The organism is Ideonella livida (assembly GCF_010499455.1).
In the GTDB taxonomy this organism is placed as follows: Bacteria; Pseudomonadota; Gammaproteobacteria; order Burkholderiales; family Burkholderiaceae_C; genus Ideonella; species Ideonella livida.
Map to the genome: position 1 here is coordinate 1 of NZ_JAAGOH010000009.1, position 22298 is coordinate 22298.

A 22298-nucleotide genomic window follows, 5' to 3' on the forward strand; every position below is an offset into this window, starting at 1 on the left:
TTGACGTCCTGGCTCAGCAGCAGGCTGATCTGCGTGCGCTCCTCCATGCTCAGGCTTGAATATGCTTGACCCATCGCTTCAAGTCATTGGCTCAGTTGAGGTGTTGCACTTCAGTCTAGAGCCCAGGCAGGAACGGGCGCCGCGAGCGTTTGCTGCACCACCACGCGGTCCAGCACCAAGTCCGACGCAAAGGAATTGGCCAGCGAGGTGCCGTCGGCAAAGTAGAGGGTGGCGAAAGCACCATCCGCCACAAAACTGCCGGTGTAGCTGAGGTAGCTGGTGGGCACGGTGCCAATGTCCACCACATAGCCCGATAGCAGCGTGCCCGTGCCCTGCACCGCATAACCCAGGGTTTGCGGATTGGGTGAGGCGAAGCCGCCGTAGTCAAAGCTCAGGCTGTAGGTGGCGCCCGCCGTGGTGGCAAAGGTCTGGGACAAGACGCCGGTGCCGGCCACATTGCCCCAGTTAAAGACGGCCTGCTTGGTGCCATCCGACGGGTTTTCATCGGTGCGGATCTCCACCGCACCGGTGTGGGTCCAGCCCGTGAAGTTGCTTTCAAAACTGCCGTTGACCAGCAGGTTGGTGGCGGCCAAGGCGGGCGCTGTGGCCAAGAGGCACAGCGCCGCACCGGCGACGAGACGGGGACAAAACATGGGGATCCTCCTGAGACGTTCGAATGCCGCAAGGCGGCAGTCAAGCGACAGCGCCCGGGGCCCCTGCGACGATGGGCGTGAACCCTTGAGGGATTCCGTCTTCGCCATGGGCCAGGGAGCCGTGCTGGGGCAGAAGGTATCGCCAGGAGAGGGTGTCGCGCCTCCTCTGTTGTGTGGAGGCTGAAGGGTGAGGCCAAAAGGGTGCGGCCGATGGGAGGTGCCGGTCGAGCAGACACGCGCCGGGTGTCTTCAGGGGGCCAACAACTGGCCTTCTTTCCAAGCGGCGCTCATCTTGGCCAGCAGTGGCGCCGGAATGCGGTCGTCTCCCTGCGCCTGTTGCAAGGTGTCTTGCAGGGCTTGGGCGATGGCCTGCAGCACGCGGGCGGGCTGGCTGACGCCGCAGATGCGGCGCCCGAAGTCGAGCAGTTCGGCTTGGGTGGGGTAGGCCTTGGTGTGGTGCCGCCCGGCGAACAGCTTCAGGGCCAGGGTGCGGTCTTCCAGTTCGGGGCCGCCGGGGTAGCGGGTGTAGGTGTAGAGGGCGGTGGTCACCACATCGAACATCGGGGCCAGCCAGATGTCTTGGGCGCTGCGGTAAAGCACGCCGAAATTTTTGAGGTGCGCGTCACCATTGCGCACCATCACCGAGAAGGCCACCTGCGCGAAGAAGCGATGCAGGTTGCTGCTGTGCAGTTGCAGTTGACGCAGCAGTTCTGCCACCCGCTGGTAGCTGCCTTGGTATTTGCGGTCAGAGAGCACGTCGCGCACCCGCAAGCCGGCCAGGGCGGCGATGTCTTCAAAACCCAGGCGCTCGGTTTCGCCGTTGGCATGGGTCACCAAGTCGAAACGGTCCAGCACCAGCAACTGGCCGTCGTCTGACAGGGCGAAGCCGGGCACCTCAATGCCTGCGCGGCGAGCGGCGCTGAGGCACAAAAATTCGTTGGCACACAGGCCTGGGTAGGCCGGGCTGGCCGCCTTGACGATGAGCGACGGGATGGGCACGGTGGGCCGGTCCGGCACCATGATCTTGGGCTGCATGCCGGCGATACCCGCGCCGGTGCTGAGGTAGGCCGCCACCAACTCGTCGAAGCCCTCCGGGCTGTAGCGGGTTTTCAGCAAGGCGTGCTTGCTCAGGGGAGGAGGTGGCGCCGGCTCAGGCGCGCCGGGCAGCCGGAAACCCAGCCGGCCAATGCCGTTGAGGCCCACCAGCGCCAACAGGTGCATGGGCGTCATCGGCCGCTTGGGGAACAGCTGGCGGATGCGCATGAACAGATCGCCCTCGGGCAGGTTCTGGTCCATGGGGGCGAACAGGTCACCGTCTTGCCAGGTCAGTTGCTGGCGGGCGGGCATGAGCAAGGCCACGGCAGGCTGATCGGGCGCCGCATCCAGGTAGCGGAATTCGTAGGTCGAGGCTTTTAGCAACTGACCGGCTTGACCAGCTTGGCCGGCTTGGGCATGCGGGCCAATCGAAACGTCAAGTGCCCGCAGGCGATCTGGCAGACCGGTGGGGCCTGTGTCAGCCGGCATCGCCGTCATCCAGTTCGTCGTCCAGGAGAAAGCGCCGGGCCACTTCTTGTGCTGACGGCAAGCCCACTGGCTCCAGCCGCAGCGCCAAGCCCAGGGCGCCCAGCACCGCCAGCAACGACGACACGGTGCTGTCTTCGCCGGCTTCGAGTCGGTACACCACTTCACGCACCTTGCCGGCGCGCTGGGCGAGTTCGGATTTGCTCAAGCCCAGCGATTTGCGCTGGGCTTGCAGCGCCAGGCCCAGCTCATCAGGGAGACGAAGATTGCCAGTCATGGCTTGCATTATTGGCTTGGAAGGCCTTTTTGCAAGTTATAACTGGCAAATTTGGGCTCGTTTATCAGGCTGGCCTTTGGGCCGGCGTCAAGCCAGCTTGAACAAGCTGGTGGCCTGCAGTTCCAGGGCCATGCGGCCATCGGCATGGAACAGGCGCCAGGTCCAGTTGAGCACGCCCAGCTCGGGGCGCTTTTCGCTGCGGCGCACGCCGGTGACTTCGGCTTTCAAGGTGAGCGGCTCGCCGGGGCGCACCGGGTGGGGCCAGCGGATGGACTCCAGGCCGGGGGAGGCGAAGGATTCAGAGCCTTCCAGCGCCACTTGGGCCACCAGGCGCATGGCCACGCAGCAGGTTTGCCAGCCGCTGGCGATGAGGCCGCCAAAGGGGCCGGCGGCGGCGGCTTCGGGGTTGGTGTGGAACCACTGCGGATCCCATTGGGTGGCGAAGTCCAGGATGTCCTGCTCGCTCAGGGTGTAGGGGCCGGCTTCGATGACCTGGCCGACGTGGAATTCAGCGAATTTCATGGGTGGGCAATGAATGGGGGGAAGGGGTCAGGCGCCGAAGCGAGGCGGGCGCTTGTCTTGCAAAGCGGCCACGCCTTCTCGGGCGTCGGCGCCGGCAAAGCCCAGGATCTCCAGCGCCAGTGAATGTTCAAACGCCGGCCAGGCGGCGCGCAGCCAGTGGTTCAGGCTGCGTTTGGTCCAGGCCAGGGCGGTGGGACTGCCGGCGGCCAGGGTGGTGGCCACCTCGCGGGCGCGGCTCAGCAGTTCGTCGTCGGGCACGGTCAGGCTGACCAGGCCGATGCGCTCGGCCTCCAGGCCGGAGAGCGGGGCGCAGGTGAGCAGGTGGTATTTGGCCTTGGCCATGCCGCACAGCAGCGGCCAGATCACGGCGGCGTGGTCGCCGGCGGCCACGCCCAGCTTGGTGTGGCCGTCGATGATCTTGGCGTGGTGGGCGGCAATGGACACATCGGCCAGCAGGGCGAGCGCCGCGCCGGCGCCCACGGCGGCACCGTGGATGGCGCTGACGATGGGCAGGTCGCAGTCGATCATGCCCTGCACCAGGTCCCGCGCCTCGCGCAGGATGCGCAGGCGGGCGGCCTCGGAGCCCACCATCTCTTGCACCAGGGCGAAGTTGCCGCCGGCGCAAAAGCCTTTGCCTTCGCTGCGCACCAGCACGGCGCGCAGACCGGGCTCGGCCGCCAGGCGGGGCCAGAGGGCGCCCATCAGGGCATGACCGGCGGCGTCCGAGGTGGGCATGCTGCCGGCAGGGCCCAGCACCAACTCGGCCACGCCGTCGCTGTACACGTCCACGCGCAGGGCGGTGGGGTCGATGGCCGGGCCCAGGTCGAGGGTGCGGGTGAGGTGGCGGTCGGGTTGGGGTTCACTCATCGGTGTGCTCATGGGCCGGTTCCGGCGTCAGTTCAGGCGGCAAGTTCGGGGGTGGCCGGTGCCCACAGGCGCTGGCGCAGGCCTGGGCACACGCGGTAGCGCTCGCCGCGGTAGTGGGCGTCCAGCGCGTCCAGCAGGGCCACCACGGCGGGGGCGTCCCAGCCGGCCAGCCACTCAAAGGGGCCGGCGGGGTAGTTCACGCCCAGCTTCATGGCGGCGTCGGCGCCGGCCTCAGTGCACACGCCTTGGTGCACGGCGTCGCTGGCTTCGTTGATGAGCATGGCCAGGGTGCGGGCCACGGCCAGGCCGGGCGCGTCGGCCAGGCGTTGGGGGTTGAAGCCCAGCAGGGCCAGCCACCGTGGGGCCTGCGCCTGCCAGGCCGCGCTGGCGCGGGCGGCCGGGGCCCAGGCCAGGGCGGCGCAAGGGGCGGTCTGCGCCGTGGGCAGGTCAAACACCGCCAGGTCGGCCAGGCCGAGTTCTGCTGCGATCTGGCTGGCGGGGCGGCCGTCGCTCAGGCGCAGTTGGGCGGGGCCGGCGGGCAGACTGACTTGCAGGCCCACCCAGTCGGCATCGGGCACGGCCAGCACGGCTTGGCCAGCAGCCTGCAGCGCGGCGGCCAGGCGCTCGGCCACCGGGCCGCGGCCATGCAGGCTCACGGCGGCGGCTTGGGGGTTGACGTCCGCCAGGCTGACCGGGGTGGCGGCAGGCACGGTGGGCAAGGCGCCGGTGCGGTGGTCATAAAAGCCCCGGCCGCTCTTCTTGCCCAGCAGGCCGCCGTCCACCAGTTCACGCTGCACGCCGCTGGGCTGGAAGCGCTTGTCGAAGAAGTTGGCCTCGTAGACCGAGTTGGTGACCGCGAAGTTGGTGTCGTGGCCGATCAGGTCCATCAGCTCGCAGGGGCCCATGCGGAAACCGGCGCCGCGCAGGCAGGCGTCCAGCACGGTGGGCGTGGCGGCCTGCTCTTGCAGCAAGGCCAGGGTCTCGGCGTAGTAGGGCCGGGCAATGCGGTTGACGATGAAACCCGGCGTGCTCTTGGCATGCACCGGCGTTTTGCCCCAGGCTTGGGACAGGGCGTAGATGGCCTCGGCCACGGGAGCTTCCGTGTGCAGGCCGGCCACCACCTCCACCAGCTTCATCAGCGGCACGGGGTTGAAGAAGTGCATGCCCACCAGGCGGCCGGGGTGCTGCAGGCCGTTGGCGATGGCGGTGACCGAGATGGACGAGGTGTTGGTGGCCAGCACGCAGTCGGGCGCCACCAGGCCTTCCAGCTCGGCGAACAGGCTGCGCTTGGCAGCCAGGTTCTCGACGATGGCTTCCACCACCAAGGCCACGCCGCCGGCGCTGGCCAAAGCCGCCACGCCCTGGGCCACGCTGTCGGCTGGCTGCAGGCGGGCCAGGGTGGCTTGCAGCGCCTCGGCGCTGAGCTTGCCTTTGGCCACCAGGCCCTGCAGCGTGGTGGCGAGCTTGTCGATGGCGCTGGCGGCGGCGCCGGCGCGGGCGTCTACCAGGGCCACAGGGTGGCCGGCCTGGGCGGCCACCTGGGCGATGCCGGCACCCATGATGCCGGCGCCCACCACGAGGACGGGGCGTTGTGAAAGGGTCATGTGGGGTGGGTCAGCAAGGGGTGAAAAGGACGGTGGCCGGTTCAGACCTTGGGCACCCAGGCGGCGGGGCGCTTGGCCAGGAAGGCGGCAAAGCCTTCACGGGCTTCGTCGGTGCCGCGCACGCGGGCGATGGTCTGGGCGGTGAGCTCGCGCGTGGCCTCGGTGATGGGGCCCACGGGCAGTTGGGCGAACAGGGCCTTGATCTCGCGCTGGGCACCGGGGCCGCCCACCAGCAGCTCGTCCACCAGGGCCTGCACGGCGGCGTCCAGGGCCTGGCCACTGCTGTCGTCGGCCACCACCTGGGTGATGAGGCCGATGGCGGCAGCCTCCGTCGCGCCAATGCGGCTGGTGGTCAGCGCCAGCCGTTGGGCCTGGCGCTTGCCCACGGCATTGGTCAGGTAGGGCCCGATGACCGAGGGCAGGATGCCGAACTTGGCCTCGCTGACCGCGAACTGCGCCCGCTCGGCCGCGATGGCGAAATCACAGGCCGCCGCCAGGCCCACCCCGCCGCCCAGGGCTACGCCCTGGATGCGGGCGATGGTGGGTTTGGGGCAGCTGTGGATGCGCCAGAGCATGCCGGCAAAGCGCCGGGCATCGGCCACGTTCCAGTCCAGGCTGGCCTCGCTGGCGCGCTGCATCCACTGCAGGTCCGCGCCGGCGCTGAAGGCCTTGCCGGCGCCTTCCAGCACGATGACGCGCACGGCCGGATCGTCGGCCAGGGCGGTGAACACCGTGTCCAGCTCGGCAATCATGGCCTCGTCAAAGGCGTTGAAGACCTGCGGGCGGTTCATGCGCACGCGGGTGACGGGGCCCAGCGTGACGGCCAGGGTGCTCAGGGTGGAGAAGTCGGGCATGGGGCGGCGGGGCCGTGGCCCCGGGGTGGCCTATGAGGTTGGGGTGGAGGGCGGCGAAGGCTGGGGCGGGTGGCCCCCGTCGGGTCAGTAGGTTTCCAGGTGCAGGCGGCCTTCGGCCTTGAGCGTGGCGCCCACGGTGTCCCAGTGCAGACCGGCGCCTTCGGCGATGTCGCGCAGGGCCAGCACCACGCCTTCTTCCATGCTCTTCAAACCACAGACGTAGAAGCAGGTGTTGCCGTCTTTGAGCAGGGCGGCCAGGTCGGCGGCGCGCTCGCGCATCAGGTCTTGCACATAGCGCTTGGGCGCGCCGGGGGTGCGGCTGAAGGCGAGGTTGATGTCGATGAAGTCTTTGGGCAGGCTCATCAGGGGGCCGAAGTAGGGCAGTTCGGCCTGGGTGCGGGCGCCAAAAAACAACATCAGCTTGCCGCCCTCGAATTTGCCCGACTGGCGCAGCCTGCGCCGCCATTCCGTCATGCCGCGCATGGGCGCGCTGCCGGTGCCGGTGCAGATCATCACGATGTTCGAGCGTGGGTGGTTGGGCATCAGGAAGCTGCTGCCGAACGGTCCGATCACCTGCACCGTGGCGCCCACGGCCAGGTCGCACAGGTAGTTGCTGGCCACGCCCTTGACCGGGCGGCCTTGGTGGTCCGCCACCACACGCTTCACGGTGAGCGAGAGGTTGTTGTAGCCCGGGCGCTCGCCGTTGCGCGGGCTGGCAATGCTGTACTGGCGGGCGAAGTGCGGCTTGCCTTGCGCGTCCACCCCCGGCGGGATGACGGCGATGCTTTGCCCTTCCAGCACCGGGAAGGGCATGGCGCCAAAGTCCAGCACGATGTGGTGAGTTTCGTTCTCGGTGCCGGCCTCGTTGACCCGCACATTGCCCACCACGGTGGCGGTGGTGGGGGCCTTGGGGCCGTAGAGCTTGGTGTACGGGTGCGCGGCCGACCACGGCGGCACCTGCGCGCCCCACTGGGCGGAGTTGAAGGGGGTTTCGCCGCTGGGGTCGGGTGCCGGCACGGGGGCGCTCAGATCGGCGCCGTCGGCGACGGCGGCCGGGTCAGCGCCGCCGGCTTCGGCCACGGCAGCGGCCAGCGCGTCGGCGCTCAGCTCGGTGGGCAGCTCGTCCCACAGCAGCTGCTCATCCAGCGTGTAAGGGCGGGCACCGGGCACCTGACGCCAGTTGTCGATGCTGCCGGTGGGGCAGGGCGAGATGCAGGCCATGCAGAAGTTGCACTTGGCCGCATCCACCACGTAGTTGCGGTCATCGTGGGTGATGGCCGCCACCGGGCAGGTGGCTTCACAGGTGTTGCAGCGGATGCAGATCTCAGGATCGATCACATGCTGCTTCAGCACGGCGGGCATCGGGGCGTTCATGGTGGGTCTCGGCTCGGGCTGGGGGGCAGGGCCGGCGCTGGCGCTGGGGGCCGGGCCCTTCAGAGTGGGTGGGGCGTGGACTTCAATTGACGTTCACGTTAATGAGAAAACGGCGGTCCGCCCTTCGGGATTCACCGGATGGGGCCGACCGCCGTGGGTGGGGCAGGCGGCGCCGAGAGGGGGGCCGCGCTGCACCGGGTGCGCTGCTGGAACGGGTCAGTTGAAGCGCACGTAGTCGAAGTCCACCGGCTGGCGGTTGATGCCCATGACCGGCGGGGCGATCCAGTTGGCGAACTTGCCCGGCTCCACCACGCGGCCCATCAGGCTGGCCACAAAGGCGCGGTCTTCCACGGTGGGCAACCAAGCCTTCTCGTGGCTGGCCCACTCGGCGGCGCTCACCACGCGGCCATCCGGCGTGACGTTGGCGCCGGCCAGGGTGCCGATCTTGCGGTTGAAGGCTTTGTGCGGAGCTTGCAGGCGGAAGGGCAGGCCGGCCTTCTCGATGACCTTGTTCCAGCGGTTGACGCCGCTGATGGAGTCCTTGATGTAGTCGTCGCGCAGCACTTCGTTGAGCGCATTGAGCATGGGCACTTCACGCTCCACCAGCTGGCCGCCCTGCACCGCCAGCACCTTGTAGGTCTGGCCTTGCAGGCGGTGGTCGTCGCCACGCTTGGTTTCTTCATAGCGGCCCTTCAGGCCGGAGTTGTAGAAGATGGCGGCGTTGCTGGACTCGTCGGCACCGAACAGGTCGATCGTGACGGAAAAGTGGAAGTTCAGGTAGCGCTGGATGGTGGGCAGATCGATCACGCCGGCGGCCCGGATCTTGGTCACGTCGTCGGTCTTGAGCTCGTTCATCACCTGGCAGGTGCGGGCGATCACGCGGCTCACGCCCGACTCGCCCACAAACATGTGGTGGGCTTCTTCGGTCAGCATGAACTTGGTGGTGCGGGCCAGCGGGTCAAAGCCACTCTCCGCCAGCGCGCACAGCTGGAACTTGCCGTCGCGGTCGGTGAAGTAGGTGAACATGTAGAAGCTCAGCCAGTCGGGCGTGGGCTCGTTGAAGGCCTGCAGGATGCGGGGGTTGTCCGCATCGCCGGAGTTGCGCTGCAGCAGCGCGTCGGCCTCTTCGCGGCCATCGCGGCCGAAGTACTTGTGCAGCAGGTAGACCATGGCCCACAGGTGGCGGCCTTCTTCCACGTTCACCTGGAACAGGTTGCGCAGGTCGTACTGGCTGGGGCAGGTCAGGCCCAGGTGGCGCTGCTGCTCCACGCTGGCCGGCTCGGTGTCGCCCTGGGTGACGATGATGCGGCGCAGGTTGGCGCGGTGCTCCCCAGGCACGTCCTGCCAAGCGGCTTCGCCCTTGTGCTCACCGAAGTTGACCTGGCGGCCTTCTTCCTTGGGGTTCAGGAACACGCCCCAGCGGTAGTCGGGCATCTTGACGTGGCCGAACTGGGCCCAGCCGTCGGCGTCCACGCTCACGGCGGTGCGCAGGTACACGTCAAAGTTGTTCGAGCCCTCGGGGCCCATGTCGCCCCACCAGCTCAGGAAGTTCGGTTGCCACTGCTCCAGCGCGCGCTGCAGCGTGCGGTCTTCCGACAGGTTGACGTTGTTGGGGATCTTTTCGCTGTAGTTGATCGAGGACATGGTGTCTCCGTGTGCCGGGATCGGGGGAGTGGTGTTTCGGTGGCGGCGCGCTCCACCCGGAACCGCGCCGCCCAACGTCAAATCAGAGGTGCTGGGATCAGACGCGGTTCATGTCGAACTGGGCCTTTTCGCCCTTGCCGTAAAGCTTGAGTGCGCCCTTTTCGCCCACAGCGTTGGGGCGCTGGAAGATCCAGTTCTGCCAGGCGGTGAGGCGGCCAAACACGCGGGTGATCATGTTTTCGGGGCCGTTGAAGCGCAGGTTGGCCTCCAGGCCGGTCAGGGCGTCGGGCGACATGGCGGCGCGCTCTTCCAGGGCCAGGCGCACCTCATCGTCCCAGTCGATGTCGTCGGGGTTGGAGGTGTTCAGGCCCAGGGCGAAGGCGGCATCAGCGTCCAGCCCCACGCCCAGTTGACCGCGCAGCGTGGCCAGCTGCGCTGCGTCGTTGTAGAAGCGGCGGGCCAGGCGGCTCTGGTCGGTGGCCATGGGGTAGAGGCCGAAGTTGGCTTCGGTCATCGTCAGCTTGGGCGCGGCGGCGGCATCGTCCGGCAGGGCCAGGTGGTAGATGCGGTCGCAGGCCAGGGCCAGCTCCAGCAGGGTGCCGGTGAAGCAGGTGCCGGCTTCCACCAGGGCAAACAGCGAGCGCGAGGACACGTCCAGGCGGCTGAAGGTGCGGCGCAGCAGGCCGATGGTTTCACGCACGAACCAGTGCTGCTGGTGGGCCAGCAGGGTGGCGTCCAGGGCCTTGACGGCCTCGGCGTCGCCTTCGGTCTTCAGGATCCAGGTGCCAATCTCCAGCTCGTTGGTGCGCAGGTGCAGGATGGCGTCGTCCAGCTGCCGGCCCATGGCCAGCGGGTACCAAGCGGCGCCAGCGGCTTCGATGCCGGCCACATCGGTCGGCAGGCCGCCGGTGGGCGCCTTCACCGTCAGCACGGCCTGGCGCTTGGCGCGGTCGATCTGCACATTGACGTAGTCGTAGGACACGCTGTCGGCGGTCTGGCGGCGCTCGATGCGGGGCAGGGCCACGCCCTGGGCGGTGGCGGGGCGGTCGCTGCCGGCGGCCAGTTGCAGGGCGCGCTCTTGCACCTTGGCGGCAAAGGCGGCGGGCTTGGCGATGTCGTCCACCAGCTTCCAGTCCTTGGCCTTCTGGCCGCGCACGCCTTCGGTGGTGGTGCAGAAGATGTCGGCCAGGTCGTGGCGCACCTGGCGCTTGTCGGTCACGCGGGTCAGGCCGCCGGTGCCGGGCAGCACGCCCAGCAGCGGCACTTCGGGCAGGCTCACGGCGGAGCTGCGGTCGTCCACCAGCAAGATCTCGTCGCAGGCCAGGGCCAGCTCGTAACCGCCGCCGGCGCAGGCGCCGTTCACGGCGGCCAAGAACTTCAGGCCCGAGTGCTTGGAGGAGTCTTCCAGGCCGTTGCGGGTTTCGTTGGTGAACTTGCAGAAGTTCACCTTCCAGGCGTGGCTGGAGACGCCCAGCATGAAGATGTTGGCGCCCGAGCAGAAGATGCGGTCACGGCTGGAGGTGACCACCACGGTGCGCACTTCCGGGTGCTCAAAGCGGATGCGGTTGATGGCGTCGTGCAGTTCCACATCCACGCCCAGGTCGTAGCTGTTGAGCTTGAGCTTGTAGCCCGGGCGCAGGCCCGCGTTCTCGTCCACGTTCATGGTCAAGGTGGCGACCGGACCTTCGAACTTCAGCGACCAGTGGTGGTATTGGCTGGGTTCGGTGCGGTAGTCCACTTCCAGGGCGGTGGTGGGCAGCGGTGCGTTCATGGCGAGTCTCCGGGCTGAGCGGGCGGGGGGCCCTGGGGGTTCGGGCGGTGGGGATGCACGATCTTGCGTGCTGTCATCGGGAGCTGATGGGATGAAGTTTAATGCACTATCGTGCAGCGTCAAGATGGATAGGCACTTTAATGCACCTGGGATGAACCCTAGTGCCGGTGCTTGGGGTGTCGCCTTGCGTGTGGTGCACGGGCCAGGGCGGTGGCGGACACGGCGGCGCGTGGGCGCGTGGGCGCATGGGCGCATGGGCGCTTGGGCGCTTGGGCGAACGAGCGCTGCGCGTGAGCGCGCTCGTGCCTGTACGAGGGGGGGCGGCGGGGGTCGTCCGCATCCTGCCCAGGGTGTGCGCGGGCCAGGATCGGCCCCGCCTTCCCAGGCGGGGCGCTCAGGGGCTCAGCTCAGGGGCTTAGGTCCGGGCTTTGTGGCCAACAGGTGGCGCAGTTCGGCAAAGCTTTGTTCCAGCGTCTTGCCGTGGGTGTCCAGGGCCAGGTCGGCCTTGGCGTAGAAGGGGGTCCGCTCCACCAGGATGCGCTTCAGGTCATCCATGGCTTCCTGGTTGCCGGCCATGGGCCGCAGATCGCCTTGGGCCACCACGCGGGTCATGTGCTCCTCTGGCGTGGCTTGCAGCCACACGGTGTAGCAGTGGCCCAGCAGCAGGTTGTAGTTGGCGGGGTCTGACACCACGCCGCCCGGCGTGGCAATGACGGCGTCGGGGTAGAGCTGGATGGTTTCTTCCAGGGCGCGGCGCTCGTAGCGGCGGTAGGCCACCGAGCCCAGCAGGTTGTGGATTTCCGGCAGGCTGCAACCGGCCACGCGTTCGATCTCGCGGTTCAACTCCACAAAGGGCACGTCCATGGCCTCGGCCAGCATCTTGCCCAGCGTGGATTTGCCGGCGCCACGCAGGCCGATCAGCGCCACCCGTTGCTGGCGCGCCTCTTGGGGGCCGGCTTCGCCAAACAGGTTGGTCAGCGACTCACGGGCGCGGCGCAGGTCGCCCTCGTCGCGGCCGCGCAGCAGGTCGCGGATCAGCAGCCACTCGGGGCTGCCGGTGGTTTCGTCGCCCAGCAACTCGGCGATCTGGCAGCCCACGGCTTGGGCTACCTGTCGCAGCACCAGCACCGAGGCATTGCCCACGCCCAGTTCCAGGTTGGCGAGGTGGCGTTCTGACACGTCGGAGGCCACGGCGAGTGCCCGGCGCGTCATGCCGCGGCGGGCTCGGGCGGCGCGCACCCGCTCGCCCAACGCCACCAAAAACGGGTCGCGCGCCGGGGGGGTGCGGTCAGCGGAGCTGGCGTCGGCCAGTGTGGGTTCGAATTCGTCCATGGCTTCAGTGCTTTCCCGGAGCATGCACTATATTGCTTGACTGGCTTGCTCCTGCCGGGTAAGTTTCGTTCATGCAATAAATTTCCTCAAGGCGAGTTGTCTCGGGTCTAACCCGGTCGCTGCAGGAAATCAAGTGCACGAAACTGGGGCCGCCCAGGTGATCCTGTTCAGGCCTCGTCCGGTCAATAGCCTCGCATTCTGCAAGCCCGCGCCATGTCTGCCCTTGATGATTTCCGTTCCTTGGTGGCCAGCGTCACCGCCACCCTGGTGAATCGCCCGCTGGATGGGGCTTTGGCCCAGCATCTGAACAGCGTTCACCCGGCCGGCAGCCCAGCGTACGAGGCCCTGGCGGCGGCTTGCCGCCAAGGGGTGGCCGAGGGTTGGATGTGTGCCCAAGAACATGGCGGCATCCGCTACGGCCGCGTGCTGGAGGCCACCGAGGCCACCCATGGCTTCTCGGTGGATGTGGTGGACATGCTGGACGTCGCCGGCCCGCACCACACCCATCCCCACGGCGAGATCGATCTGGTGATGCCCCTGGCCGCTGGCGATGGCATGGCCGCAGGGGGCAGCGCCTGCTTTGATGGCCAGCCGGCGGGCTGGAAGGTGTACGGCCCGGGCACTTCCCACCGTCCCACCGTGACAGGCGGCCGTGCGCTCGTGCTCTACCTGCTGCCTGCCGGCGCCATTGAATTCACCCGCAAGGTCAAGTCATGAACACAGAACTCCTCCTCAACCACGTGGCCGGGCAATGGGTGGCCGGGCAGGGCGCCGGCTCCACGCTGGCCGACCCCGTCACCGGCGCCGCGCTGGTGCGCGTCTCCAGCGCCGGGCTGGACCTGGCCCAGGCCTTTCAATTTGCCCGCGAGCAGGGCGGCAGCGCGCTGCGCGCCCTGAGCTACGGCCAGCGTGCCGAACTGCTCAAGGCCATTGGCGAGGTGCTCAAGGCCCAGCGCGAGGCCTATTACGCCATCGCCACCGCCAACAGCGGCACCACCACCGCCGATTCCGGTGTGGACATCGACGGCGCGCTCTACACCCTGGGCCAGTACGCCCGCTGGGGTACGGCCCTGGGTGATGCGCGCGCCCTGCGCGACGGTGCGGCGGTGGCCTTGGCCAAGGACGGCGCCTTCCAGACCCAGCATGTGCAGGTGCCCAGCCGGGGCGTGGCGCTGTTCATCAACGCCTTCAATTTCCCGGCCTGGGGCCTGTGGGAGAAGGCCGCGCCGGCGCTGCTCTCCGGTGTGCCCGTCATCGTCAAGCCCGCCACCGCCACCGCCTGGCTGACCCAGCGCATGGTGGCCGATGTGGTCAACGCCGGCATCCTGCCGGCGGGGGCGCTGTCGGTGATTTGCGGCAGCTCCGCCGGGCTGCTGGATCAACTCCAACCCTTTGATGTGGTCAGCTTCACTGGTTCGGCCGAAACAGCGGCGGTGATCCGCTCGCACCCTCGGGTGGTGAGCCAGTCGGTGCGCGTGAACATCGAGGCCGACAGCCTGAACGCCGCCGTGCTGCTGCCCGGCGCCGACGCCGAGAGCGAGGCCTTGTTCGTCAAGGAGGTGGCGCGCGAAATGACCGTCAAGAGCGGTCAGAAGTGCACCGCCATCCGCCGGGCCCTGGTGCCGGCCGAGCGCTTTGAGGCCGTGGCCCAGGCCTTGGTGGCGCAACTGGGCAAAACCACCGTGGGCAACCCCCGCAACGAGTCCGTGCGCATGGGCGCGCTGGTCAATCGCGAGCAGTTTGAAGGCGTGCTGGCGGGGCTGGAGCAACTGGGCCGCCACGCCGAGCTGCTGCTGGACGGCCGCGCCGCCCCGCTGGTGGACGCTGACCCTTCGGTGGCCGCCTGCCTCGGCCCCACCCTGCTGGGCAACCGCACGCCCGAGGCCACCGATGCCAACACCGCCGTGCACCACCTGGAGGTGTTCGGCCCCGCCGCCACGCTGCTGGCCTGCCGTGACACCGCCCACCAGCTGGCCCTGGTGCGCCGGGGTGAGGGCTCGCTGGCCTGCTCGCTCTACCACCACGACGCCGCCGCCTTGGGTGCGGCGGCGCTGGAGCTGGCCGATTGCCACGGCCGCGTGCACGTCATCAGCCCGGCGGTGGCCAAGCTGCACAGCGGCCACGGCAATGTGATGCCGCAAAGCCTGCACGGTGGCCCTGGCCGCGCCGGTGGCGGTGAAGAGCTGGGTGGCCTGCGCGCCTTGGGCTTCTACCACCGCCGCGCCGCCGTACAGGCCGCGCCGGACGTGCTGGCGGCCCTGGGCCCCTTGGCCGAGTTGAGCCTGTAAGCATTCAGGCCTCCCCCACACACCCGCACGGTGGGCCCACCCGCCGGACCCCAGGAGACACGCATGACCGAACTGCAAGCCGCTGAAGAACTCAAGGTGCCCGCGCCCACCGACGGCTTCAACTTCGCCGCCCACCTGCTGGCCATCAATGCCGGCCGGCCGGACAAACCCGCCTTCATCGACGAAACCGGCTGCACCACCTATGGCGAGCTGGCCACCCGCGTGCGCCAGATTGCTGCCGGCCTGCGCGCCCTGGGCATCAAGCGCGAAGAGCGCGTGCTGCTGCTGATGCTGGACAGCCGCGACTGGCCCGTGGCCTTTCTGGGCGCCATGTACGCCGGCGTGGTGCCGGTGGCGGTGAACACCCTGCTCACGGCAGATGACTACGCCTACATGCTGGAGCATTCGCGCGCCCAGGCCGTGCTGTGCTCCGGCGCCCTGCTGCCGGCGGTGAACGCGGCGCTGGTCAAGAGCGATCACGAGGTGGGCAAGGTCATCGTCTCGCGCCCCATGGCGCCGCTGCACCCCAGCGAGGTGGAGTTCGAGGCTTTTGTCGCGGCCCAGGCGCCGCTGCCCCAGGCGGCGGCCACCGGCGCCGATGCGCCGGGCTTCTGGCTCTATTCCAGTGGCTCCACCGGCCGCCCCAAGGGCACCGTGCATTCGCACGGCAACCCCTACTGGACGGCCGAGCTGTATGGCCGCGGCGTGCTGGACCTGCAGGAGAGCGATGTGTGCTTCTCCGCCGCCAAGCTGTTCTTCGCCTACGGCTTGGGCAATGCCTTGTCGTTCCCCTTGAGTGTGGGCGCCACGGTGCTGTTGATGGGTGAGCGGCCCACGCCCGACGCCACGTTCAAGCGCTGGCTCGGTCAGGTCGGAGGGGTCAAGCCCACGGTCTTCTTTGGCGCCCCCACCGGTTTCGCCGGCATGCTGGCGCACCCGGCGCTGCCGGCCCGCAGCGCGGTGAGCCTGCGCTTGGTGTCTTCCGCCGGTGAGGCGCTGCCCGCCGAACTGGGCGAGCGCTTCAAGGCGCACTTTGGCGTGGACATCGTCGATGGCATCGGCTCCACCGAGATGCTGCACATCTTCTTGTCCAACCGCCCGGGCCAGGTGCGCTACGGCACCACCGGCTGGCCGGTGCCCGGCTACCAAATTGAGTTGCGTGGCGACGACGGCGGGCCGGTGCCCGATGGCGAGCCGGGCGACCTCTACATCCACGGCCCCAGCGCCGCGATGATGTACTGGGGCAACCGCGAAAAGACCCGCGACACCTTCCAAGGCGGCTGGACCAAGAGTGGCGACAAGTACGTGCGCAACGCGGACGGCACCTACACCTACGGCGGCCGCTCTGACGACATGCTCAAGGTCAGCGGCATTTACGTCAGCCCCTTTGAGGTGGAAGCCACCTTGGTGCAACACCCGGCCGTGCTGGAGGCGGCCGTGATTGGCGTGGAAGACGCAGAGGGCCTGACCAAGACCAAGGCCTTTGTGGTGCTCAAGCCCGGGCAGGCCGCCGACGAGGCGGCGCTCAAAGCCTTCTGCAAAGACCATTTGGCGGCCTACAAGTACCCGCGCCAGATCGAGTTTGTGGACGACCTGCCCAAGACGGCCACCGGCAAGATCCAGCGCTTCAAGCTGCGTGACGCCGAACGCGCCAAGGGCGCCACCGCCTGAAGCCCCCGGCCTGAGACGCAACGACGATGAGCGAGCTGATCCACATCACCGCTGGCGGCCGCCCGCTGTGCATCGAGCACGCCTGGGTGGGCGTGCCTGACCCGCAGGCTCCACTGCTGGTGTTTCTGCACGAGGGCCTGGGCTCACTGGCCATGTGGCGCGATTTTCCAGAGCGTTTGTGTCGCGCCGCCGGCGTGCGCGGCCTGGTGTATTCGCGCCCCGGCTACGGCCGCTCCACCCCGCGCCCGGGGGCTGAGCGCTGGGGCCTGGATTTCATGCACATCCAAGCCGAGCAGGTGCTGCCGGCGCTGCTGGACGCCTTAGGCGTGGTGGGTCCTTACCACCTGCTGGGCCACAGCGACGGCGGCTCCATCAGCCTGATCCACGCCGCGCGCGCCGCGGGCCGCGTGGCCAGCTGCACCGTGATGGCGCCGCATATCCTGGTGGAGGCGTTCGGCCTCATCAGCATCCGCGAAGCGCGCCGCGCTTACCTCGAGACGGACCTGCGCGCCAAGCTGGCCCGCTACCACGACGATGTGGATTCCGCGTTCTGGGGCTGGAACGACATCTGGTTGGCCCCGGACTTTCCCCAGTGGCAAATTACTTCAGAACTAAAGAATATCGTGGCGCCTGTGCTGGCCATCCAAGGCTTGGATGACCAGTACGGCACGATGGCCCAGATCGACGGCATTGCCGCAGCCCACCCCGACACCCGGCTGCTCAAGCTCCCGGCCTGCGGCCACTCGCCCCACAAGGACCAGCCAGAGGCGGTGATCGATGCCGTCAGCCGTTTTCTGGCGGACCCTCTCGCGGCACCCAAGAGGCCCAACGCCCACGCCGCCTGATCCACCCCAGCGTTTCAACCACAGCCCGGCCCCTACCAACCAGCCCGGACCGGGCGCCACCAGTCGGACGGAGACAACCATGACGACGACCCCTCGATTCCAAACGCTGACCCGCCTGAGCGCCATCGCGCTGCTGGCCGCCGCCGCTTGCAGTGGTGCGCTGGCCCAGGGCGCCCCCAAGCTCAAGGTAGGCCTGATGCTGCCCTATACCGGGACCTTCGCGGCGCTGGGCACGGCCATCGAGAACGGCTTTCGTCTGCATGTGCAGGAGCAGGGCGGCAAGCTGGGGGGCCGAGAGATCGAGTTCTTCAAGGTGGATGACGAGTCCGACCCTGCCAAGGCCACCGACAACGTGGGCAAGCTCATCAAGCGCGACCAGGTGGATGTGCTGATCGGCACCGTGCACTCCGGCGTGGCCATGGCCATGGCCAAGGCCGCCAAGGAGAGCAACACCCTGCTGATCGTGCCCAATGCCGGCGCCGATGCCGTGACCGGCCCGATGTGCGCGCCCAACATCTTCCGCTCCAGCTTCAGCAACTGGCAGCCGGCCTATGCCATGGGCGAAGTGGTGGCCAAGAAGGGCCACAAGACCGCCATCACCATCACCTGGAAGTACGCCGCCGGCACCGAGTCGGTCAACGGCTTCAAGGAGGCTTTCGAGAAGAGCGGGGGCAAGGTGGTCAAGTCGCTGGACCTGCCTTTCCCGAACGTCGAGTTCCAGGCCTTGCTGACCGAGATTGCCGCGGCCAAGCCCGATGCGGTCTACACCTTCTTTGCCGGCGGCGGTGCGGTGAAGTTCGTCAAGGACTACGCCGCGGCGGGCCTGAACAAGACCGTCCCGCTCTATGGCGCCGGCTTCCTCACCGATGGCACGCTGGAGGCCCAGGGCGACGCGGCCCAGGGCCTGTTCACCACGCTGCACTATGCCGACGGCCTGAACACGCCCAAGGACAACGCCTTCCGACTGGCCTATGTGAAGAGCTTCAAGCTGCAGCCAGACGTGTACGCGGTGCAAGGCTATGACGCCGCGCAGATGCTGGCCATCGGCCTGGCCGCCACCAAGGGCGATGTGAGCAAGAAGGCTGAGATGGCCGCCGCCATCGAGAAGGCCAGGATCGACAGCCCGCGTGGCCCCTTCACCGTGAGCAAGGCCCACAACCCGGTGCAAGACATCTACCTGCGCCAAGTCAAGGGCAAGGAGAACGTGTCGGCGGGTGTGGCGGTGAAGGCGCTGGCCGATCCGGCCCGTGGCTGTCGGATGTAACTCCCCCCCTACGCGATCACAGATCGCGCCCCCCCAGGGGGGCACCACGGGTGGACCGGCCAAGCCGGATCCACCGTGGTTGGCTTGGTTGGTGTTGGCCTGGCGGCGGCCTCTTTGTTTTGTGCGGCTTGGGTGCCGAGTGGGGTGGGCTTCGTGGATTTCTCGACTTTTCTGATCCAGTGCCTCAACGCGCTGCAGTACGGCTTGCTGCTGTTTTTGGTGGCGTCGGGGCTGACGCTGATCTTCGGGATCATGGGTGTCATCAATTTGGCGCATGGCAGCTTCTACATGATCGGGGCCTACATGGCCTATGCGCTGGCGCCGGTGGCGGCCACCTGGGGTGGCGGTTTCTGGAGTGTGCTGGTGCTGGGCTTGGTGCTCTCGGTGGCGCTGGGTTATGTGCTGGAGTGGGTGTTTTTCAGCTACCTCTACGAGCGTGAACACCTGCAGCAGGTGCTGATGACCTATGGCCTCATCTTGGTGTTTGAGGAACTGCGCAGCATCCTGCTGGGCGATGACGTGCATGGCGTGCAGCCGCCCGCCTTCCTGTCCGGCACCATCCCGCTGGGCGACGTGATGACCTACCCGGTCTACCGGCTGTTCATCTCGGCGGTGTGCGTGGCGGTGGCCCTGGGCATGTGGGCGGTGATGAGCCGCACCCGGCTGGGCATGCGCATCCGGGCCGGGGCCAGCAACCGGGAGATGGTGCGGGCGATGGGCGTGAACATCCGCCTGCTGTACCGCATCGTGTTTGCCGTCGGCGTGGCCCTGGCGGCGCTGGCCGGCATGATCGCGGCGCCCATGTCCTCGGTGTACCCCGGCATGGGCGGCTCGGTGCTCATCATTTGCTTCGTGGTGGTGGTCATTGGTGGCATCGGCTCCATCAAGGGCGCGCTGGTGGCGGCCCTGTTGGTGGGCCTGGTGGACACCTTCGGCAAGGTGCTGGTGCCCAGCATCGCCGGCCTGTCGGTCTACCTCTTGATGGCCGTGATGCTGCTCTGGAAGCCGCAAGGCCTGTTCAAAGCAGGATGAATAGGCCCACCCCCGAAGCGCCTGCGGCGCCTCCCCCTCAAGGGGGCGCCACCCGCGGCCCGGCAAAGCCGGTTCCGCGGTGGCCGCTTGACGGCTTGAAACAGGTCCGAGCGGGCGGCTCGTGATTGAACCTGGAGGTTTGAAATGTCTGATCCCATGTGGGTGCGCAAAGGCCTGCCGGTGCTGCTGGCCTTTGCCGGGCTGGCGTTGCTGCCGGCCTTGATCTCTGGCTTCTACCTGGAGCTGGCGATGAAGATCATGATCCTGGCGCTGTTCGCCCTCAGCCTGGAGCTGCTGGTGGGGCAGACCGGGCTGGTGTGCTTTGGGCAGGCGGCGTTTTTTGGCATCGGGGCCTATGTGGTCACGCTGATGTCACCACAGAGTGAAGGCGCCTCGCTGTGGCTGGCGCTGCCCGCCGCCCTAGGCGCAGCGGCGCTGTTTGCCCTGGTGGTGGGCCTGCTGAGCCTGCGCACCCAGGGCGTGTACTTCATCATGATCACGCTGGCCTTCGCGCAGATGGCCTACTTTGTGTTCCATGACACCGACCTGGGCGGTGGCAGCGACGGCATCTACCTCTACTTCCGGCCGGTGCTCAAGCTGGGGGACTGGCAGCCGTTTGACCTGGACAAGCCCATCACCCTGTACTACGCGGTGTGGGCCTGCCTGGCGGGCACGTTTGTGGGTCTGGCGGTGCTGCTGCAAAGCCGCACCGGCCGGGCGCTGGCCGGCATCAAGGCCAATGAGCAGCGCATGCGGGCGGCGGGCTTTTCCACCTTGCCCTACAAACTGGGCGCCTTTGTGCTGTCAGCCGTGCTGGCGGCGCTGGCGGGCTTTTTGTTCGCGCTCAAAGATGGCTTTGTGAACCCGGAGATCCTGAGCTGGCACTTCAGCGGCGCCGTGCTGATCATGATCATCTTGGGCGGGCTGGGCCACCTGCGCGGGGCGCTGCTCGGCGCGGCGGCCTTCACGCTGTTGCAGGAGCTGTTTCAGTCCCAAGCCCTGTTTGGCAGCTTTGCCAAGCACTGGCAGCTGATGCTGGGCCTGTCCATCATCGCCATCGTGGCCTTCATGCCCAAGGGCCTGGTGGGGCTGCCGGCCCTGCTGGGGGGGCGCCGCGCCCGCCCGGCGCCGGAGGACTCGGCCAGCTTCGGTGCCACCCCGGCCTCTGCCACGTCTCACAGCCCCGAGGTGCGCCATGTCTGACGCTGTTCTGTCCTCCGCGGACGCCATCGCCCTGCAGGCCGAAGGCGTCTCCCGCTACTTTGGCGGCCTCAAGGCGGTGGAGGGGGTGTCCCTCACGCTGCGCCGGGGCGAGCTGCACGCGGTGATCGGCACCAACGGGGCAGGCAAGTCCACCCTCATCAACCTGCTCTCGGGCGAGCTGCCGCCCAGCGCCGGCCGCGTCATCCTCAACGGGCAGGAGGTGACGGACTGGAGCCAGCCGCGCCGCGCCCGGGCCGGCCTGGGCCGCAGCTACCAGCGCAACACCGTGTTCCTGGAGTTCACCGTGCGCGAGAACTGCCGCCTGGCCGCCCAGGCCCGCTGGCAACGTGCCTGGGACTGGTGGACCCCCGCCAAGCGCTGCGCCAAGGCCCAGGCTGCCGCTGAAGACGCCCTGGCCCGCGCCGGCCTGAGGGCGGTGGCCGAGCGCACCGCCGGCACCCTCAGCCACGGCCAAAAGCGCCAGTTGGAGATCGCCATGTGCCTGGCCAGCGACCCGCAGGTGTTGCTGCTGGACGAGCCCCTGGCCGGCATGGGCCCCGAAGAGACGGAACGCATGCTGGCGCTGCTGGGCCAACTCAAGACCGGCCACGCCATCTTGCTGGTGGAGCACGACATGGACGCCGTGTTCCGCGTGGCCGACCGCATCACCGTGATGGTCAACGGCCGCGTCATCGCCTCCGACCTGCCTGACGCCATCCGCCAGCACCGCGAGGTGCGCATCGCCTACCTGGGCGATGGCCACTGAAGGACTCCGCATGACCTCCACCATCCAGGACCGTCCGGCTGCGTCATCAGCCCGTGCCGGCACCGCCGAGGGCGGCCCTTTTCTGCAGGCCAGCGGCCTGCACGCCCACTACGGCCAGAGCCATGTCCTGCACGGCGTGGACCTGACCATCGGCCGCGGCGAGGCCGTGGGCCTGCTGGGCCGCAACGGCATGGGCAAGACCACCCTCATCCGCACCCTCATCGGCCAGCTCCAGGCCACCGGCGGCACGGTGCAGGTGGCCGGGCGGGACGTGACGGGCCAAGCCCCCGAGCAGATCGTGCGCCTGGGCATTGGCTACGTGCCCGAAGGGCGCGGCGTGTTCCCCAACCTGAGCGTGCGCGAAAACCTGCTGATGGCCGCCCGCCCGGGCCGCAAAGGCCAGACCGACTGGACCTTTGATCGCGTGATGCAGACCTTTCCGCGCCTGTCTGAGCGCCTGGGCAACGGTGGCGGCCAGCTCTCGGGCGGCGAGCAGCAGATGCTGGCCATTGGCCGCGCCCTGATGACCAACCCGGACCTGATGATCCTGGACGAGGCCACCGAGGGGCTGGCCCCGCTGGTGGTGGCCGAAATCTGGCGTGTGATTGGCCTGATCCGCGCCAGCGGCATCGCGTCTCTGGTGGTGGACCGCAACTACCGCCATGTGCTGGCCACCACCGACCGCTGTGTGGTGCTGGAAAAGGGCCGCGTGGTGCTGGCCGGTGAGAGTGAAACTCTGGCCGCCGACGAGGCCGGCCTGCACCGTTACCTGGGCGTCTGATCCGCGCACCTTGTTTTCTTCCTGACTCA

Annotated in this window: 20 protein-coding genes; 9 read left to right on the forward strand and 11 right to left on the reverse strand. The window is 68.2% G+C overall.

Annotated features, from left to right (window positions below):
* Nucleotides 1-110 precede the first annotated feature (110 nt).
* From G3A44_RS09160 to G3A44_RS09210, 11 genes are all read right to left on the reverse strand, one after another.
* Nucleotides 111-653, reverse strand: coding sequence for a carbohydrate binding domain-containing protein (locus G3A44_RS09160; protein WP_163457217.1), 543 nt, complete (start codon nucleotides 651-653; stop codon nucleotides 111-113).
* A gap of 249 nt (nucleotides 654-902) precedes the next feature.
* Nucleotides 903-2177 carry a type II toxin-antitoxin system HipA family toxin gene (locus tag G3A44_RS09165; RefSeq protein ID WP_163457218.1) on the reverse strand — a complete coding sequence of 425 codons (1275 nt, stop codon included), beginning with the start codon at nucleotides 2175-2177 and terminating at the stop codon, nucleotides 903-905.
* Complete coding sequence (locus G3A44_RS09170) at nucleotides 2167-2451, reverse strand: helix-turn-helix domain-containing protein (RefSeq protein ID WP_163457219.1); 285 nt, start codon at nucleotides 2449-2451, stop codon at nucleotides 2167-2169. Before G3A44_RS09170 ends, G3A44_RS09165 begins: the two co-directional genes overlap by 11 nt.
* Before the next feature lie 87 nt (nucleotides 2452-2538).
* The gene (locus G3A44_RS09175; RefSeq protein WP_163457220.1) at nucleotides 2539-2973 is read right to left on the reverse strand and encodes a MaoC family dehydratase; all 435 of its coding nucleotides are present in this window, start codon (nucleotides 2971-2973) and stop codon (nucleotides 2539-2541) included.
* Nucleotides 2974-3000: 27 nt separating this feature from the next.
* A complete protein-coding gene (locus tag G3A44_RS09180; protein WP_163457221.1) occupies nucleotides 3001-3840 on the reverse strand; it encodes an enoyl-CoA hydratase/isomerase family protein in 840 nt (279 codons plus the stop codon).
* Between the two features lie 32 nt (nucleotides 3841-3872).
* Entirely contained in the window at nucleotides 3873-5444 is a 1572-nt protein-coding gene (locus tag G3A44_RS09185; RefSeq protein WP_163457222.1) for a 3-hydroxyacyl-CoA dehydrogenase, read from the reverse strand.
* A 41-nt stretch (nucleotides 5445-5485) separates the two neighbouring features.
* Nucleotides 5486-6298, reverse strand: coding sequence for an enoyl-CoA hydratase-related protein (locus tag G3A44_RS09190; protein WP_163457223.1), 813 nt, complete (start codon nucleotides 6296-6298; stop codon nucleotides 5486-5488).
* A gap of 84 nt (nucleotides 6299-6382) precedes the next feature.
* Complete coding sequence (boxA, locus tag G3A44_RS09195) at nucleotides 6383-7672, reverse strand: benzoyl-CoA 2,3-epoxidase subunit BoxA (protein WP_163457224.1); 1290 nt, start codon at nucleotides 7670-7672, stop codon at nucleotides 6383-6385.
* Between the two features lie 216 nt (nucleotides 7673-7888).
* Complete coding sequence (boxB, locus tag G3A44_RS09200) at nucleotides 7889-9316, reverse strand: benzoyl-CoA 2,3-epoxidase subunit BoxB (protein ID WP_163457225.1); 1428 nt, start codon at nucleotides 9314-9316, stop codon at nucleotides 7889-7891.
* 97 nt (nucleotides 9317-9413) lie between these two features.
* Nucleotides 9414-11087 (reverse strand): 2,3-epoxybenzoyl-CoA dihydrolase, encoded by a 1674-nt coding sequence (gene boxC, locus G3A44_RS09205; RefSeq protein ID WP_163457226.1) that lies wholly within the window; start codon nucleotides 11085-11087, stop codon nucleotides 9414-9416.
* A gap of 402 nt (nucleotides 11088-11489) precedes the next feature.
* Entirely contained in the window at nucleotides 11490-12419 is a 930-nt protein-coding gene (locus G3A44_RS09210; protein WP_163457227.1) for a helix-turn-helix transcriptional regulator, read from the reverse strand.
* A gap of 213 nt (nucleotides 12420-12632) precedes the next feature.
* Here G3A44_RS09210 and G3A44_RS09215 point away from each other — a divergent pair, with 213 nt between their 5' ends.
* The 9 genes from G3A44_RS09215 to G3A44_RS09255 all read left to right on the forward strand — a co-directional run bounded on the left by G3A44_RS09215 (nucleotide 12633) and on the right by G3A44_RS09255 (nucleotide 22269).
* On the forward strand, nucleotides 12633-13136 hold the full coding sequence (locus tag G3A44_RS09215) for a 4-hydroxylaminobenzoate lyase (protein ID WP_163457228.1): 504 nt from the start codon (nucleotides 12633-12635) through the stop codon (nucleotides 13134-13136).
* Nucleotides 13133-14707 carry a 3,4-dehydroadipyl-CoA semialdehyde dehydrogenase gene (locus tag G3A44_RS09220; RefSeq protein ID WP_163457229.1) on the forward strand — a complete coding sequence of 525 codons (1575 nt, stop codon included), beginning with the start codon at nucleotides 13133-13135 and terminating at the stop codon, nucleotides 14705-14707. Before G3A44_RS09215 ends, G3A44_RS09220 begins: the two co-directional genes overlap by 4 nt.
* Before the next feature lie 63 nt (nucleotides 14708-14770).
* Nucleotides 14771-16378: a benzoate-CoA ligase family protein gene (locus G3A44_RS09225; RefSeq protein ID WP_163457230.1), complete on the forward strand. Its 1608-nt coding sequence runs from the start codon at nucleotides 14771-14773 to the stop codon at nucleotides 16376-16378.
* Nucleotides 16379-16404: 26 nt separating this feature from the next.
* The gene (locus tag G3A44_RS09230) at nucleotides 16405-17223 is read left to right on the forward strand and encodes an alpha/beta fold hydrolase (protein WP_163457231.1); all 819 of its coding nucleotides are present in this window, start codon (nucleotides 16405-16407) and stop codon (nucleotides 17221-17223) included.
* 79 nt (nucleotides 17224-17302) lie between these two features.
* Nucleotides 17303-18487 carry an ABC transporter substrate-binding protein gene (locus G3A44_RS09235; protein WP_163457232.1) on the forward strand — a complete coding sequence of 395 codons (1185 nt, stop codon included), beginning with the start codon at nucleotides 17303-17305 and terminating at the stop codon, nucleotides 18485-18487.
* Nucleotides 18488-18640: 153 nt separating this feature from the next.
* Entirely contained in the window at nucleotides 18641-19519 is an 879-nt protein-coding gene (locus tag G3A44_RS09240; protein WP_163457233.1) for a branched-chain amino acid ABC transporter permease, read from the forward strand.
* A 144-nt stretch (nucleotides 19520-19663) separates the two neighbouring features.
* Nucleotides 19664-20722, forward strand: coding sequence for a branched-chain amino acid ABC transporter permease (locus tag G3A44_RS09245; RefSeq protein ID WP_203561350.1), 1059 nt, complete (start codon nucleotides 19664-19666; stop codon nucleotides 20720-20722).
* Nucleotides 20715-21488: an ABC transporter ATP-binding protein gene (locus tag G3A44_RS09250; protein ID WP_163457234.1), complete on the forward strand. Its 774-nt coding sequence runs from the start codon at nucleotides 20715-20717 to the stop codon at nucleotides 21486-21488. Before G3A44_RS09245 ends, G3A44_RS09250 begins: the two co-directional genes overlap by 8 nt.
* 10 nt (nucleotides 21489-21498) lie before the next feature.
* A complete protein-coding gene (locus tag G3A44_RS09255; RefSeq protein ID WP_163457235.1) occupies nucleotides 21499-22269 on the forward strand; it encodes an ABC transporter ATP-binding protein in 771 nt (256 codons plus the stop codon).
* The last annotated feature ends 29 nt before the right edge of the window (nucleotides 22270-22298 follow it).

Excerpts from the sequence above, each read along its gene's own strand:
- G3A44_RS09215 (WP_163457228.1), top strand. The coding sequence starts at position 12,633 with ATGTCTGCCCTTGATGATTTCCGTTCCTTGGTGGCCAGCGTCACCGCC.
- G3A44_RS09255 (WP_163457235.1), top strand. The coding sequence starts at position 21,499 with ATGACCTCCACCATCCAGGACCGTCCGGCTGCGTCATCAGCCCGTGCC.
- G3A44_RS09180 (WP_163457221.1), bottom strand. The coding sequence starts at position 3,840 with ATGAGTGAACCCCAACCCGACCGCCACCTCACCCGCACCCTCGACCTG.
- G3A44_RS09185 (WP_163457222.1), bottom strand. The coding sequence starts at position 5,444 with ATGACCCTTTCACAACGCCCCGTCCTCGTGGTGGGCGCCGGCATCATG.
- G3A44_RS09210 (WP_163457227.1), bottom strand. The coding sequence starts at position 12,419 with ATGGACGAATTCGAACCCACACTGGCCGACGCCAGCTCCGCTGACCGC.
- boxA (WP_163457224.1), bottom strand. The coding sequence starts at position 7,672 with ATGAACGCCCCGATGCCCGCCGTGCTGAAGCAGCATGTGATCGATCCT.
- G3A44_RS09170 (WP_163457219.1), bottom strand. The coding sequence starts at position 2,451 with ATGACTGGCAATCTTCGTCTCCCTGATGAGCTGGGCCTGGCGCTGCAA.
- G3A44_RS09190 (WP_163457223.1), bottom strand. The coding sequence starts at position 6,298 with ATGCCCGACTTCTCCACCCTGAGCACCCTGGCCGTCACGCTGGGCCCC.
- G3A44_RS09230 (WP_163457231.1), top strand. The coding sequence starts at position 16,405 with ATGAGCGAGCTGATCCACATCACCGCTGGCGGCCGCCCGCTGTGCATC.
- G3A44_RS09220 (WP_163457229.1), top strand. The coding sequence starts at position 13,133 with ATGAACACAGAACTCCTCCTCAACCACGTGGCCGGGCAATGGGTGGCC.
- boxB (WP_163457225.1), bottom strand. The coding sequence starts at position 9,316 with ATGTCCTCGATCAACTACAGCGAAAAGATCCCCAACAACGTCAACCTG.
- G3A44_RS09250 (WP_163457234.1), top strand. The coding sequence starts at position 20,715 with ATGTCTGACGCTGTTCTGTCCTCCGCGGACGCCATCGCCCTGCAGGCC.
- boxC (WP_163457226.1), bottom strand. The coding sequence starts at position 11,087 with ATGAACGCACCGCTGCCCACCACCGCCCTGGAAGTGGACTACCGCACC.
- G3A44_RS09175 (WP_163457220.1), bottom strand. The coding sequence starts at position 2,973 with ATGAAATTCGCTGAATTCCACGTCGGCCAGGTCATCGAAGCCGGCCCC.
- G3A44_RS09160 (WP_163457217.1), bottom strand. The coding sequence starts at position 653 with ATGTTTTGTCCCCGTCTCGTCGCCGGTGCGGCGCTGTGCCTCTTGGCC.
- G3A44_RS09245 (WP_203561350.1), top strand. The coding sequence starts at position 19,664 with ATGTCTGATCCCATGTGGGTGCGCAAAGGCCTGCCGGTGCTGCTGGCC.
- G3A44_RS09225 (WP_163457230.1), top strand. The coding sequence starts at position 14,771 with ATGACCGAACTGCAAGCCGCTGAAGAACTCAAGGTGCCCGCGCCCACC.
- G3A44_RS09165 (WP_163457218.1), bottom strand. The coding sequence starts at position 2,177 with ATGCCGGCTGACACAGGCCCCACCGGTCTGCCAGATCGCCTGCGGGCA.
- G3A44_RS09235 (WP_163457232.1), top strand. The coding sequence starts at position 17,303 with ATGACGACGACCCCTCGATTCCAAACGCTGACCCGCCTGAGCGCCATC.